The 13,469-nt window shown below is 70.5% G+C and carries 10 protein-coding genes and 1 tRNA gene; 1 reads left to right on the top strand and 10 read right to left on the bottom strand.

The genetic code is table 11. The features are described 5' to 3' along the window. Positions 1-236 precede the first annotated feature (236 nt). Positions 237-309: transfer RNA gene (locus tag ACFY2Q_RS08835), tRNA-Asn, on the bottom strand. 292 nt (positions 310-601) lie between these two features. Here ACFY2Q_RS08835 and ACFY2Q_RS08830 point away from each other — a divergent pair. Continuing rightward, positions 602-1,006 (top strand): hypothetical protein, encoded by a 405-nt coding sequence (locus tag ACFY2Q_RS08830; protein WP_387128600.1) that lies wholly within the window; start codon positions 602-604, stop codon positions 1,004-1,006. A 102-nt stretch (positions 1,007-1,108) separates the two neighbouring features. Here ACFY2Q_RS08830 and ACFY2Q_RS08825 read toward each other — a convergent pair whose 3' ends face one another. The 9 genes from ACFY2Q_RS08825 to ACFY2Q_RS08785 form a co-directional block, all read right to left on the bottom strand. Next, positions 1,109-2,116, bottom strand: coding sequence for a sugar phosphate isomerase/epimerase family protein (locus tag ACFY2Q_RS08825; RefSeq protein WP_387128599.1), 1,008 nt, complete (start codon positions 2,114-2,116; stop codon positions 1,109-1,111). A gap of 219 nt (positions 2,117-2,335) precedes the next feature. After that, positions 2,336-2,830 carry a sensor histidine kinase gene (locus tag ACFY2Q_RS08820; RefSeq protein WP_387128598.1) on the bottom strand — a complete coding sequence of 165 codons (495 nt, stop codon included), beginning with the start codon at positions 2,828-2,830 and terminating at the stop codon, positions 2,336-2,338. Between the two features lie 136 nt (positions 2,831-2,966). Beyond that, positions 2,967-5,084 carry a ThuA domain-containing protein gene (locus ACFY2Q_RS08815; RefSeq protein WP_387128597.1) on the bottom strand — a complete coding sequence of 706 codons (2,118 nt, stop codon included), beginning with the start codon at positions 5,082-5,084 and terminating at the stop codon, positions 2,967-2,969. 75 nt (positions 5,085-5,159) lie between these two features. Next, positions 5,160-8,033 carry a PQQ-dependent sugar dehydrogenase gene (locus ACFY2Q_RS08810; RefSeq protein WP_387128596.1) on the bottom strand — a complete coding sequence of 958 codons (2,874 nt, stop codon included), beginning with the start codon at positions 8,031-8,033 and terminating at the stop codon, positions 5,160-5,162. A 218-nt stretch (positions 8,034-8,251) separates the two neighbouring features. Further along, complete coding sequence (locus tag ACFY2Q_RS08805) at positions 8,252-9,319, bottom strand: polyprenyl synthetase family protein (RefSeq protein ID WP_387128595.1); 1,068 nt, start codon at positions 9,317-9,319, stop codon at positions 8,252-8,254. Next, positions 9,316-10,737, bottom strand: coding sequence for an alkaline phosphatase family protein (locus ACFY2Q_RS08800; protein WP_387128594.1), 1,422 nt, complete (start codon positions 10,735-10,737; stop codon positions 9,316-9,318). The genes ACFY2Q_RS08805 and ACFY2Q_RS08800 overlap by 4 nt, the downstream gene beginning before the upstream one ends. After that, entirely contained in the window at positions 10,734-11,933 is a 1,200-nt protein-coding gene (gene eboE, locus ACFY2Q_RS08795; protein ID WP_387128593.1) for a metabolite traffic protein EboE, read from the bottom strand. The genes ACFY2Q_RS08800 and eboE overlap by 4 nt, the downstream gene beginning before the upstream one ends. Beyond that, on the bottom strand, positions 11,933-12,790 hold the full coding sequence (locus ACFY2Q_RS08790) for a TatD family hydrolase (RefSeq protein ID WP_387128592.1): 858 nt from the start codon (positions 12,788-12,790) through the stop codon (positions 11,933-11,935). The genes eboE and ACFY2Q_RS08790 overlap by 1 nt, the downstream gene beginning before the upstream one ends. Further along, on the bottom strand, positions 12,790-13,428 hold the full coding sequence (locus ACFY2Q_RS08785; protein ID WP_387128591.1) for an EboA domain-containing protein: 639 nt from the start codon (positions 13,426-13,428) through the stop codon (positions 12,790-12,792). The genes ACFY2Q_RS08790 and ACFY2Q_RS08785 overlap by 1 nt, the downstream gene beginning before the upstream one ends. Positions 13,429-13,469 lie beyond the last annotated feature (41 nt).

Genomic DNA, 13,469 nt, shown 5'->3' with positions numbered 1-13,469 from the left:
CCGCACCCATCCCATCGACGCATCAATCGACGCAGCGGGACGCCTGGGTCGACATCGACCATCCTGCCGCTCAAACGTGCCCAAAGATGGCCAAACCCCCCATCCCATCCGGCACCACGCCCCGCACCGTCGTCGGCTCTGTGGCCGGTGCGGCGCCGGTGCGGCGCCAGCGGAAGACGCGGGAGACGCAAGAACGCCCGTCGGCACTGGGCCGACGGGCGTTGGGTGAAGCGAAGCTCCCCCGATTGGACTCGAACCAATAACCTGCCGGTTAACAGCCGGCTGCTCTGCCAATTGAGCTACAGGGGATCGTGCACCGCTCGGACCCGGATCTAGCCGGTGCCGTGCGACGGGACAAGAGTACAGGACATACCCCGGTGATGGTCCAGTGGGTTGCACCCTCGCTCGCCATGATCAGATCCGGCAGGCCGGGCGACACGACTCTCGCGCAATCGGGGCAAATCGCCATCCCGACACAAGCAGGCGTGAGCGGGGAGCAGGATGGGTAGTTAGCTGCGGACAGAGGACGCAGGCGCGAACTGCTCGCCCCGACGGGGCAACCCTCCGGGGCGACGGCGCGTCAGGTACGGAAGGAGCCGCCATGCGCGGAAAGATCATGTTTCTTGGCGGGCTGGCTGCGGGATTCGTCCTGGGCGCCCGTGCCGGCCGGGAGAAGTACGAAGAGCTCGTGGTCCGGGGCCGCAAGGTGCTCGACCACCCGACCGTCCAGGAGGCGGCCGGGGTGGCGCAGGCTCAGGCCAACAAGCTCTACAGCGAGGGCAAGGACAAGCTCGGCCAGACCAAGCTGGGCGAGAAGCTGGGCAACGGCAGCAACGAGCTGACCGCCGCCGACGACGCGTTCGCCGGCACGCCCGCCACTGTGGGCGCCAAGGCGGGCTCCGGCTCGTCGGGCACCAGCAGCACGGTCGGCACGACCTCCGGGTCGCCGTCGGCCACGACCCCCCGCAAGCCGTCCGGCTCGGGCACCAACGGCAGCACGCTCTGACCAACAGCACGTCGACGGGCCGGTCGCCGCAGGGCGACCGGCCCGTGGTCTGTCCGCAGGTACGGCTGACCGCGCGTCAGCGCGCTCAGCCGTACCTGCCGGTCAGTCCTTGCTGCTGAACGCCGCGTCGAAGGCCGCGCTCGGGGCATCGAAGGCGAGCCGCCGGACGAACTGCAACGCCTCCGGAGCACCCACCAGGCGGTCCATTCCGGCGTCCTCCCACTCGACGGAGATCGGGCCGGTGTAGCCGATCGCGTTCAACGCCCGGAAGCAGTCCTCCCAGGGCACGTCGCCGTGCCCGGTGGAGACGAAGTCCCAGCCACGACGCAGATCCGCCCAGGGCAGGTGGGAGGCGAGCCGGCCGCGCCGGCCGTCGCCGGTACGCACCTTCGCGTCCTTGCAGTCGACGTGGTAGATCCGGTCGGCGAAGTCGAAGATGAAGTTCACCGGGTCCAGCTCCTGCCAGACGAAGTGCGACGGGTCCCAGTTCAGCCCGAACGCGGGCCGGTTGCCGATCGCCTCCAACGTCCGCTTCGTCGTCCAGTAGTCGTACGCGATCTCGCTGGGGTGCACCTCGTGTGCGAACCGCACCCCGACCTCGTCGAACACGTCGAGGATCGGGTTCCACCGGTCGGCGAAGTCCTGGTAGCCGCGCTCGATCATCGACGGCGGCACCGGCGGGAACATCGCCAGCGTGTGCCAGATCGACGAGCCGGTGAAGCCGACCACCGTGTTCACGCCGAGCTTCGCCGCCGCCCGCGCGGTGTCCTTGATCTCCTCGGCGGCCCGCTGGCGGACCCCCTCCGGCTCACCGTCGCCCCAGATCCGGCCGGGCAGGATGTCCTGGTGCCGCTCGTCGATCGGGTGGTCACAGACCGCCTGACCGACAAGGTGGTTGGAGATCGTGAAGACCTGAAGGTTGTGCTTCGCGAGCGTCTCCCGCTTGCGATCGACGTACGAGTCGTCGGCGAGCGCCTTGTCGACCTCGAAGTGGTCGCCCCAGCAGGCGATCTCCAGACCGTCGTAGCCCCACTCGGAGGCGAGCCGGCAGACCTCCTCGAACGGAAGGTCGGCCCACTGGCCGGTGAAGAGCGTGATGGGTCGCGCCATTGTCCTTCTCCCCTGTTGTGATGGGGATTCCGTCATGCGGACCGAGGCGAGGGTGACCGGTCAGACCGGTGCGCGGCGTCGAGGCGGAACACCGGTGGGTGCCGAGCGCACCTGAACCCGGCGGGTTGCGCCTCCCACCGGGTCACCGGCCACCGTCACGGTCGCCGCCCCCAGCCTATTTCCGCCGTACCCCATCGCGAAAGCCCCGCGGCCGGGTCATCATCCGACCATTTCCTCCGGCGCGGGCAGGACGGCCCGCACGACGAAGCCACCACCGACGCACGGGCCGGCGGAGAACGTACCGCCGAGCCGCTCGGCACGACGGCGAACCCCGAGCAGACCTCGCCCGGCACCCTGGGTGGCGCCGCCGGACGGCGCGACACCAACGCCCTCGTCGCGTACCTCGATGGTGATGCCCTCGGGGTCGTAGCGCAGGCGGACCGCGACGGGCGCGCCGGGAGCGTAACGGCACGCGTTGGTAAGCGATTCTTCGATGATCCGGTACGCCACGACGTCGACCGGGCCCGGCAGCGGCCGGGGTTGGCCGGCCAGCTTCCAGCGCACCGGCTGACCTGCGGCGAAACCCTCCATGAGGGCGTCGAGGCGATTCAGGCTCGGCGCCGGCCCGGTCGCCGGATCAGGCTCCTCGGCCCCGTGCAGCAGCCGGTGCCCGTGCGCCCGCACCATCCGGCGCCACCGCGCGAAACGCCTCATGCAGGTCAAGGTACGGCAGAAGCCTGTGAGCGCCCTGCCCCCAACCCCGCCGATCTTGCACTTTGTGTCGCCGGAACGTCCGGAATTGCGGCAACAATCCCGACAGCAACTGCAAGATCGACGGGGTGTCCGGGGGTTAGGGCAGGGTCCACCTTTGGTTTGCTGCTCCGTTGCAGGTCCAGAGGTGGACTGGGGTGCTGTCTGCGGAGTTGTTTCCGCTGACGTCCAGGCACTTGCCGGACGTCGGGTTGCGGAGACTGCCGTTGGATTGGGCGGACCAGTTCTGCGCGCCGGTGCCGTTGCAGGTCCAGAGCTGGATCTTGGTGCCGTCGGCCGAGGCGCCACCGGAGACGTCGAGGCACTTGCCCAACGCCTTGATCGTCGAGTTCGCCGTCACCGTCCAGTTCTGCGCCGTACTGCCGTTGCAGGTGTAGAGCTGGATCTGCGTACCGTCGGCGGTGGCGGCGTTGCGCACGTCCAGGCACTTACCGGCCAGACCCTTGATCGGGCCGACGCCGGGAGTGCCGGTGCCGCCGCCCTTGACGAGTGTGAAGTCGTCCACGTCGAAGAGCCCCGTGCCACTGCCACCGAACGTGAGGTAGAGGTTCTGGGTGCCGGACGGAACCCCGGACAGGTTGGTGGTGACGTTGGCGAACGTCGTCCAACTGCCGGTGTTCGGCACCGTCACCGAGCCGAGCACCGGGCCGGTGGCCGAGCCGGTACGCACCTGGATGGTGCCGCCGGCGCCGCCGGAGACGACCCGGGACGTGAACGAGGTGACGCCGGTCAGGTCCACGCCGTTGTACGCGGCCCAGTCGCCCGGGTCGATGTAACCGATGGTCTGACCGCCGTTGGCGCCGGCCTTGGCGAACGCGGAGACGCCGTTCGCCGAGCTGAACGCCTCGGCCTGGACCGTGGTGTTACCCGTCGGCGGGGGCGTGGTGCCCAACTCCTTGATCCGGATGTTGCGGAACGAGGCGTCGTCGCCGGTGCCGTGGTTCTGGATGCCGATGTGGCCGGCCAGCGACCGTACCGGATTGGTGTTGGTGAAGTCGTTGATCTTCACCCCGTTGAGGAAGATCTGCAGCCGCTCGCCCTCGACCAGCAGCTCGTAGGTGTTCCACTCCCCCGGCGCGTTGAGCGCCGCGTCGCGAGCCGCCAGGTCCGCGGACTTGAAGGTGTAGACCGACCCGGTGGTGCGGTCGGCCGCGTCGGTGGCGTCGATCTGGATCTCGTAGCCGTTGTCCACCGCCGACCACGGGTCACTGGACGGCGGGAAGCCGATGAACACGCCGGAGTTGTCGTCACCGGCGAGCTTCCAGTCCAGCTTCAGCGAGTAGTTGGTGAACTGCTTGGCGTTGTACCAGTACAGCCCCATGCCACCCACCGACGTGAGGGTGGCGTCGGAGTTGGTGAAGCTGCCCGGCCCCGCCTGGGACCAGCCGGCCGTCGAACCGTTGAACAACGGGGTGTAGCCGGTCTCCGGCCGGCAGTCGGCCTTGCTGCGACCGGCCGCGTACCGGATGCCGCCGAGCAGGTGGTTGCGGAACGCGGGCTCGGCGTACGACGCCTGGGTGTGCCCACCGCCGGTGTAGAAGGACCGGCCGCCGCTGTAGCTCTTGCACCAGGAGTGCGGGTGGTCGGCACCCATCCCGCCACCGGAGTACGACGACTCGTCGAGCGTCGCCAGCACGTGGGCGGTGGACCGGGCGTTGGTCCGGTAGTTGTACCACTCGTCGGTGCGGGTCCAGGTCTGCGGCAGGTGCCCGGTCGCCGCGTGCCCGCGATCCTCCACCTTGACGTTTGCCTGCTGGATGGCCGGATGCGAGGCGAACCACGCGCCGACCAGGTTGCCGTAGAACGGCCAGTCGTACTCGGTGTCGGCGGCGGCGTGCACGCCCACGTACCCGCGACCGGAGCCGATGTACGACTCGAAGGCCGTCTGCTGGCTGGCGTTGAGCACGTCGCCCGTGGTGTTGAGGAAGACGACAGCCTCGTACTGGGCGAGGTTGCCGGTGGTGAACGCGGCGGCGTCCTCGGTGGCGGTGACTGTGAAGTTGTTCGCCGCGCCCAGGTCACGGATGGTCTGGATGCCTACCGGGATCGCGTCGTGGCGGAAGCCGGCGGTCTTGGAGAACACCAGCACGTCGTACGGGGCGTCGGCGGCGCTGGCCGGGCTGGCCGGGGCTGTGCAGGCGATGACGGCGAGGACGGCGGTGGCCGCGCCGAGGATGGGTCGCAGGAGTCTGCGCATGTCGCTCTCCTAAAGACTGTTAGGAGGGGCCCCTTGTACAACACTAGGCGTTAACAAGGTGCCCCTCCTGTCAACTCAGGGCAGGGTCCACTTTTGGTTCGCGGCGGCGTTGCAGGTCCACAGGTGCACGGGGGTGCTGTCTGCCGAGTTGTTGCCGGAGACGTCCAGGCACTTGCCCGACGCCGGGTTGCGTACCGTGCCGTCGGCCTGGGCGGACCAGTTCTGCGCGCCAGTGCCGTTGCAGGTCCAGAGCTGGATCTTGGTGCCGTCGGCGGTGGCGGCCCCGGAGATGTCGAGGCACTTGCCGAACGCCTTGATCGTCGAGTTCGGCGTCACCGTCCACGTCTGCGCCGCACTGCCGTTGCAGGTGTAGATCTGGACCTGCGTACCGTCGGCGGTGGCCGCGTTGCGCACGTCAAGGCACTTGCCGGCCAGGCCCTTGATCGGGCCGGTCCCGCCCGTGGAGGGTGTGCCGGTGACGAGGCTGAAGGCGTCCACGTCGTAGAGCGCCCCGGTGCCCGTCCCCGCGAACGTCAGGTAGAGCGTGGTGGTGGCGGTCGGCGGGTTGGTGATCGTCCCGGTGACAGTGGTGAAGGTTTCCCAGCCGCCGGTCACCGGCACGGTGGCCGAGCCGAGGACCGTGCCGGTTGCCGAGCCCGCGCGGACCTGGAGGGTGCCGCCGGCGCCCGCCGAGGAAACCCGGGCGTTGAACGCTGTCACGTTGCCCAGCCGGTAGGGCTGGAACGCGATCCAGTCGCCGTTGTTGATGTCGCCGACGGTCTTGCCGCCCTCGGCCGGGGTCTTGCTGAACACGTTGACCCCGGAGGAGGTGCCGAAGAACTCGGCCTGCCGGTGACGGGGCGGCAGCGTGTGCTGGGTGTGCGTGGTCAGACCCCCGGCGTCGGTGTACTCGGCGTCGAAGATCGCGAAGATGTTCGCCGCGTCGTCGTGCTCACCGTCGACAGGGATGGTGATCGTGCCGGAGCAGCCGGTCTTCGAGGTGATCTGGTGCCCGTGCTGGTCGTGCCCGAGCACGTAGGTCATCTTGACCTTCGTGCAGTCGATGGTGCCGTCCTCCGGGTCGGTGACCGTGATGCTGTAGGAGACCGTGTCACCGAAGCTGAACAGCTGCCCGTTGCCGGGGTTGTTGATGGTCACCGTGGGCGCGGTGTTGCCGACGCTGATCTGCACGCTGCTGCTGCCTGTGGCGCCCTGCGGGTCCCGCACGGTAAGCGTGGCGGTGTAGGTGCCGTTGGCGCTGTAGGTCTTCGTCGGGTTCGCCGCCGTGGAGGTGGTGCCGTCGCCGAAGGCCCACGAGTAGGTGAGCGTCCCACCCTCGGGGTCGGACGAGCCGGCCGAGGAGAACACCACTGTCAGTGGCGCCGCGCCGGAGGTCTTGTTGGCGCTGGCCGAGGCGGTGGGTGCCCGGTTGCCGCCACCGACGTAGTCGAAGCGGTAGAGCGCCGAGTTGGCGTCACCGTTGAAGTAGCCGGTGCCGTAGTCGAGCACGTAATAGGCGCCGTCCGGGCCGAACGCCGAGTCCATCACCTGCTTGCCGACCCACGGGAAGGTATCGATGGTGCCCCGGGAGCCGTCGGCGTTGACGTGGATGGGCTTGATCCAGCCCCGGCCGAACTCGGTGGCGAAGAACTGCCCGTCGAACGACTGCGGGAACTTCGTGGTGGAGGTCGACGAGGCGTTGTAGCGGTAGACCGGGCCGCCCATCGGCGACTCGGAGCCGCCGCCGAACTCGGTGGGGGTGCCGGCGTCGCCGGCGTACCGGATCCAGGCCGGTTGGGCGGGCGGCAGGGTGGCGAGGCCGGTGTTGCGGAACGAGTTGTTGGTCGGCCCGCCTGTGCAGTTGTACTTCGCCCCGCTGGTGTTGCTGGCGAAGTCCCACTCGTTGTACGTCTCGGTTGTGGTGTTGGTGCCGGTGCAGTACGGCCAGCCGTAGTTGCCAGGCGCGGCGACCCGGTTGAACTCCACCTGCCCCGACGGCCCTCGTGTGGAGCTTGTGGAGCCGGCGTCCGGCCCGTAGTCACCGACGTAGACGACGCCTGTGGCCTTGTCGACGCTGATCCGGAACGGGTTGCGGAACCCCATGGCGTAGATCTCCGGCCGGGTCCTGGCCGTGCCGGGTGCGAACAGGTTGCCCGACGGGATGGAGTACGTCCCGTTGGCGTTCACCTTGATCCGCAGGATCTTGCCGCGCAGGTCGTTGGTGTTGCCGGCGCTGCGCTGGGCGTCGTACCCCGGGTTGCGGTTGGTCCGCTCGTCAAGCGGCGAGTAGCCGGCGGATTCGAAGGGGTTGGTGTCGTCACCCGTGGACAGGTAGAGGTTGCCGGCGGCGTCGAAGTCGATGTCGCCGCCGACGTGGCAGCACAGGCCGCGGTCGGCGGGTACGTCGAGCACGTCGACCTTGCTGGCCTGGTTGAGCGTGAAGTCGGTGTTGAGTGTGAACCGGGAGAGCCGGTTGACGCCCTGCCATGCCGACCAGCTGGTGCCGGTGGCGGGCGCGTCGCCGGTGGGGGTGGACAGCGGCGGGGCGTAGTAGAGGAAGATCTGCCGGTTGCTGGCGAAGTTCGGGTCGACCCCGACGCCCTGCAACCCCTCCTCGTCGTGGTTGTAGACCGCGAGGGTCCCGATCACTGTGGTGGTGCCGCCCGCGTCGGTGCGGCGCAGTGTGCCGTTGCGGGCGGTGTGCAGGACGGAGCGGTCCGGCAGCACGGCCAGCGACATCGGCTCGCCCATGTCGGCGACACCGCGGGCCAGCTCGACCTGCTGGAAGTCGGTGGCGTTGATCGTGTGTGCCTGGGCCGGGGTGGGGCCGCCGAGCGCGGCCGGACCGGCGCCGAGCGCGACGGTGCCGGCCGCGGCCACCAGGAGCAGTGTCGAGCCGGTGGAGAACCATCGTCGGGACCGATGTGTGAGGGCGTCCTTCATGGACATCTGCTGTCCCTTCCTGACGAGTGACTGCCAGGCCGGGCGCGCGCCGTCGCGCCGGATGCCGTAGCGGTGGGGGTGGGGTCGATGGGTTACCGCGCCACCGGTTCACATCGACGAAACAATGCCGTGTTGGGCACGACACTAAGTTGCAAGTGTCGATGTGTCCATAGCTTCCGGCGATCCACCATCAACTTTCGTCGATCTGATCAAAAGGTGACTGGTCAGGCGCGGCGATCGATCGCCTGCCCGGCAAGCGCGACAAGCGCCGCCCGGGCCTCCTCGGTCAGCACCGCGTTACGCAGCGCGCTCAGCGCCGCCTCCGTCCGGACCCGGATCATCTGCTCGATCCGCTCCCGCGCACCCGTCGCCTCGATGATCTCGCGCAGCTCCGCCGCGCCGTCGGCGTCCAGGGAGGGGTTGCCGAACAGCTCCCGCAGTCGGGCCGTCTGCGACCGGTCGGCGGCGCTGCGCGCCAACGCCATCATCACCGTCGGCTTGCCCTCACGCAGGTCGTCCAGGACCGACTTGCCGGTGACCGCCGGATCACCGAAGACACCGAGCACGTCGTCGCGCAGCTGGAACGCGTCGCCCAGCGGGTCGCCGAACTCGCCCAACGCGGCGATCAGCTCCGGCCCCGCACCGGCCAGGGCCGCGCCGATCTGCAGTGGCCGGGTCACCGTGTACCGGGCGGCCTTCATTCGGATCACGGTGAGCGCGCTGGCCACCGAGCCGTCGCCCACCCCGGACACCAAATCCAGGTACTCCCCCGCGATCACCTCGGTCCGCATCAACGCGAACACGCCGTACCCCCTGTGCACCTGCTCGGTGTCCAGGCCGCACTCGTGGAACATCTGATCCGACCACGCCGCGCAGAGATCCCCGCAGAGCAGCGCGGTGTTGCGCCCGTACGCCTCGGGGTCGCCACGCCAGGACGAGCGGGCGTGCAGGTCGGCGAAGAGGCGGTGCACCGACGGCTCCCCCCGGCGACGGTCGCTGCCGTCCAGGATGTCGTCGTGGATCAGCGCGAACGCGTGGAACAGCTCAAGCGCCGCCGCGGCCACCACGATCGGGCCGCCGTCGGCCGCCCCCGCGCCACGCCAACCCCAGTAGCAGAAGAGCGGGCGCAGCCGTTTCCCGCCGGCCAGCACGAACCGTTGCAGCGCGGTGAACACCCCACGCGGCGCGCCGTCCGGCCAGTCCAGGCCCTGCCTGTCGAGAAACGCGGCCAACTCCGCGTCGAAGCGCGCCCGCAGCCCACTCGCGTCGGTAGGGGTCACAGTGACCGTCACGACCCCTCCCCCGGCCGCTCCGCTTGCCCGTCGCCGGTGCTCAGCCCGGCGAGTTCCAGCAGCAGCGCCTTGACCTCGGTGGCCTCGATCCGGCCCCGGGCTGCCGCCGGGTCGGAGCAGAGCAGCACCGGGGCGTCCGCCGGATCGGTGGGCAGGCGGCCGTGTGAGCCGCGTACCGCACGCGCGCCGGCGTCCAGACCGACGGCGTTCATCAGGTAGCGCATGCCGAGCTTCTTGCGGGCCAGGGCCACCCCGGCCCGGCGCTTGGCGGCGAGCGGCGCGGCCGGGTCGAAGAACAGCTCCGCCGGGTCGTACCCGGGTTTGCGGTGGATCTCGACCAGCCGGGCGAAGTCCGGCGCACGGGCGTCGTCGAGCCAGTAGTAGTAGGTGAACCACGAATCCGGCTCGGCCACCAGCACCAACTCACCGGCGCGCGGATGGTCAAGCCCGTACGCGGCCTTTCCGTCCGCGTCGAGCACCTCGGCCACACCGGGCAGCCCGGCGCAGAGTTTCGCCACCGCCGGCACGTCGGCCGGATCCTTTACGTAGACGTGCGCGACCTGGTGGTCGGCGACCGCGAACGCCTTCGACGTCCACGGGTCGAGGTATTCCATGCCGGCCTGCGTGTGGACCCGCAGCAGCCCCTCGGCGCGCAGCAGCCGGTTGACGTCCACCGGCCGGGACACGTCGGTGATGCCGTACTCCGACAGCACCACAACAGTGGCGTCCCGGTCGCGGGCGGCGTCCAGCAGCGGCCCGAGCACCGCGTCCAGCTCGGCCGCCGCGGCGGCCGCCTGGGCGGACGACGGGCCGAACCGTTGCAGGTCGTAGTCGAGGTGCGGGACGTAGACGAGTGTGAGGTCGGGTGACACGTCGGCGAGGATCTGCTCGGCCGCCTGGCAGATCCACCGCGACGAGGGCAGCCCGGCCGTCGGCCCCCAGTAGGTAAACAGCGGGAAGGTGCCCAGCCGCCCGGTCAGCGCGTCGTGCAGCTCCGGCGGGTCGGTGTAGCAGTCCGGTTCCTTGCGGCCGTCGGCGTAGTAGACGGGCCGTGGGGTGACGGTCCAGTCGACGTCCGCGCCCATGGCGTACCACCAGCAGACGTTGGCCACGGTATAGCCCGGCTCGGCCCGACGGGCCGCCTGCCAGAGCTTGTCCCCGCCGACAAGCGCGTTGTGCTGCCGCCACAGGAACACCTCGCCCAGCTCCCGGAAATACCACCCGTTGCCGACGATCCCGTGCCCGCTGGGCGGTTCGCCGGTGAGGAATGTGGACTGCACCGAGCAGGTCACCGCGGGCAGCACGGTGCCCAGCTCGGCCCGGAAGCCACCGTCGGCGACACCGCGCAGCCGGGGCATGTGCGCCAGCAGTCGGGGGGTCAGCCCGACCACGTCGAGGACCACAAGTCGCCTGCTCATCGCGTCACCTCCGCAGTCACGGCCTGATCCACGGTCAGACCCAGCTCGACAAGTTCGTCTCGGGCGAAGGCCAACTCGGCGGCGATGCCGGAGGCCAGCTCCGCGTCGCTGCCGGGCCGCCGCGCCGCCGGCAACACCCCCCAGGTGTACGTCTCGACGTCGAGGTGGTCGCAGCCGGCGACCGGGCCGTCGAAGAGCGCTGCCAGGGCCGCGCGAAGCACGGGCAGGGTCGAGCCGAGCGGTTGCTCGGGTGGGGCGTGCAGGGGTACGTGGTAGTGCACCCGCCACGGGCCGGGCAGCGCCGCGTCCAGCGCCGCGTCGAGGTCATCGGCGGCGTACGCCGGGTCGGCAGGGTCAGCCGCGCCCACGCAACCGGCGCCCCGGGTCTGGTGCAGGAAGCGCGGCTCCACCCAGCGGCGCAGCGCCTCGGCGTCAGCTGCCGGGTCGGCCGCTTCGACGGCCGCCGAGACCTGCACCTTCACCACCGGCAGCCCGGCCGAGCGCAGCCGGTCCAGTGCCGCCGTCGGGTCTTCCCACGCGCAGGCGAGGTGGGCGAGGTCCAGGCAGATACCCAGCCGCTCAGTGTCCATGCTGGACAGTATCGCGGCGGCCTGTCCGGTGCTCTCCACCACGCAGCCAGGTTCCGGCTCAAAGGCGACCCGCACCTCGCGGCCGGTGTCGCGTTGCACGGCGGCCAGCCCGGCGGCGAGCTGGTCCAGCCGGTGCCGCGCGGCGTCGGCCCGTGCGGTGTCCCACGGCTGCCGCCAGGCCAACGGCAGTGTGGAGATCGAGCCCCGCGCGGCATCGTCGGGCAGCAGGTCGGCGAGCACCCGGGCCAAATCCACTGTGTACGTCAGCCGCTGCTCGGTGGTCCAGTCGGGGTGGTACACGTCGTGTTTGACAACCGGTGCCTGGAAGGCCGCGTACGGGAAGCCGTTGAGGGTGACCACCTCCAGCCCGCGCGCGTCCAACTCGGCGCGCAGCCGGCGGCGCAGCGCCGGGTCGGCGGCCAGCTCGGCGGCGACCGGGGCGGCCAGCCACAGGCCGAGCCCCAACAGGTCGCTGCCGAGGGCCACGCGGACCGGCACGGCGTAGGTGTCCAGTTGACCGAGGATGCCGGCGAGGTCCTCGGCGGGGTGCACGTTAGTGCAGTAGCCGAGGTGGATGGTCTCGCCGCCGGTGTGTCGCAGCCGCATCAGCTGCCGCCGCGCAGGATCGAGTTGCCGGTCTGCGGGTCCACCGCGGCGGGGTCCTCCACGTCGCTCACGTCGAGCCGACCGGACTGCCCGTAGAACTCCACAGGGTTGCGCCACAGCACCCGGTCGACGTCGTCGTCACCGAACCCGGCGGCCAGCATCGCCTCGCCTGTAGCGCGTGTGAGCAGCGGATCCGAGCGACCCCAGTCGGCCGCCGAGTTGACGAGCATCCGTTCCGTGCCGTACTCGCGCAGCAGCTCGACCATCCGCAGCGCTGTCATCTTGGTGTCCGGGTAGATCGAGAAGCCCAGCCAGCAGCCGGTGTCCCGGACCAGCTTGACTGTCACCTCGTTGAGGTGGTCGACGACCACCCGCCCCGCGCCGATGCCGGATTCGGCGACGACGGCGAGGGTCCGCTCGACGCCGCGCGCCTTGTCCCGGTGCGGGGTGTGCACAAGCGCCGGCAGGTCGTGCGCCACAGCGAGGGCGAGCTGCGCGGCGAACGCCTCGTCCTCCTCCGGCGTCATCGAGTCGTACCCGATCTCGCCGACCGCCACCACCGCGTCCTTGTCGAGGTAGCGGGGCAGCAGGTCGAGCACCGGCCGGCAGCGCCTGTCGTTTGCCTCCTTCGGGTTGAGCGCGATCGTGGCGTGGTGCCGCACCCCGAACTGCCCGGCCCGGAACGGCTCCCAACCGATGAGCGAGTCGAAGTAGTCGACGAACGAGGCGACGCTTGTGCGCGGCTGACCCATCCAGAACGCCGGCTCCACCACCGCGCGGACGCCTGCGGCGGCCATCCGTTCGTAGTCGTCAGTGGTGCGCGAGGTCATGTGGATGTGGGGGTCGAAGATACGCATCACGCCTCCGTGGGGGTGGGCCGGTCGACGGTGCCGGCCCCGCCGCTGTGCGCGGTGAGCCGGTCGAGCAGGTCGGTGGCGTCGGCGGGCAACTCCCGGCCGGCGGCGTGCCGCTCGGCGGCGAGCGCGGCAAGCATCGCGGCGAGTTCCCCGTCGGCGCGGCTGTCCAGGTCGGCGACCGCGGCCAGCGGCACGCCGCTGAACACGCACTTGAGCACCGCCTGCCGCCAGGCGGCCGGGTCGAGGTGCCGGGCGTAGGGGCCGAGCGCCGCGGCGACCAGCCGGGTGTCGTTGGTGCGGATCGCGTCGTGCAGCAGCGACACGCCCTCGGCGCCGAGCGGCAGCAGCGGCAGGGCCCGCAGCACGGCCCGCCGCTCGGCCGCGTCGCCGTGCTGATAGAGGGTGTCGGCGTAGGCGGCATGCTCGCCGGGCAGGGCGGTGAGCAGCAGCACCCGGGCCGCGTCGTCGGCGGTCCAGCCGGGCGCGTCGGGCAGTGCGGCCCGGCCGCAGCGCCGGCCGGCGGCCGGGAAGAGCCGGCTGATCGCTGTGGGCTCGGCCGCGACCCGGCGCAGCGCCTCGTCCAGCCAATCGGGATCGGGTACGCCCCGCAGCGCGGCCCGTAGTGAATCCGGTGTCATCCCGTCTCCTCCCCTTGTGCTGCTCCGCAGGGCACCCCAGG

Source organism: Micromonospora sp. NPDC000316 (assembly GCF_042898885.1).
GTDB lineage: Bacteria > Actinomycetota > Actinomycetes > Mycobacteriales > Micromonosporaceae > Micromonospora.
This window is presented reverse-complemented; position numbering and strand designations above follow the sequence as displayed.

What these genes read in the sequence shown, in the direction of transcription:
- ACFY2Q_RS08830 (WP_387128600.1), top strand. Translation starts at nt 602, where the DNA reads ATGCGCGGAAAGATCATGTTTCTTGGCGGGCTGGCTGCGGGATTCGTC.
- ACFY2Q_RS08825 (WP_387128599.1), bottom strand. Translation starts at nt 2,116, where the DNA reads ATGGCGCGACCCATCACGCTCTTCACCGGCCAGTGGGCCGACCTTCCG.
- ACFY2Q_RS08820 (WP_387128598.1), bottom strand. Translation starts at nt 2,830, where the DNA reads ATGAGGCGTTTCGCGCGGTGGCGCCGGATGGTGCGGGCGCACGGGCAC.
- ACFY2Q_RS08815 (WP_387128597.1), bottom strand. Translation starts at nt 5,084, where the DNA reads ATGCGCAGACTCCTGCGACCCATCCTCGGCGCGGCCACCGCCGTCCTC.
- ACFY2Q_RS08810 (WP_387128596.1), bottom strand. Translation starts at nt 8,033, where the DNA reads ATGTCCATGAAGGACGCCCTCACACATCGGTCCCGACGATGGTTCTCC.
- ACFY2Q_RS08800 (WP_387128594.1), bottom strand. Translation starts at nt 10,737, where the DNA reads ATGAGCAGGCGACTTGTGGTCCTCGACGTGGTCGGGCTGACCCCCCGA.
- eboE (WP_387128593.1), bottom strand. Translation starts at nt 11,933, where the DNA reads ATGCGGCTGCGACACACCGGCGGCGAGACCATCCACCTCGGCTACTGC.
- ACFY2Q_RS08790 (WP_387128592.1), bottom strand. Translation starts at nt 12,790, where the DNA reads ATGCGTATCTTCGACCCCCACATCCACATGACCTCGCGCACCACTGAC.
- ACFY2Q_RS08785 (WP_387128591.1), bottom strand. Translation starts at nt 13,428, where the DNA reads ATGACACCGGATTCACTACGGGCCGCGCTGCGGGGCGTACCCGATCCC.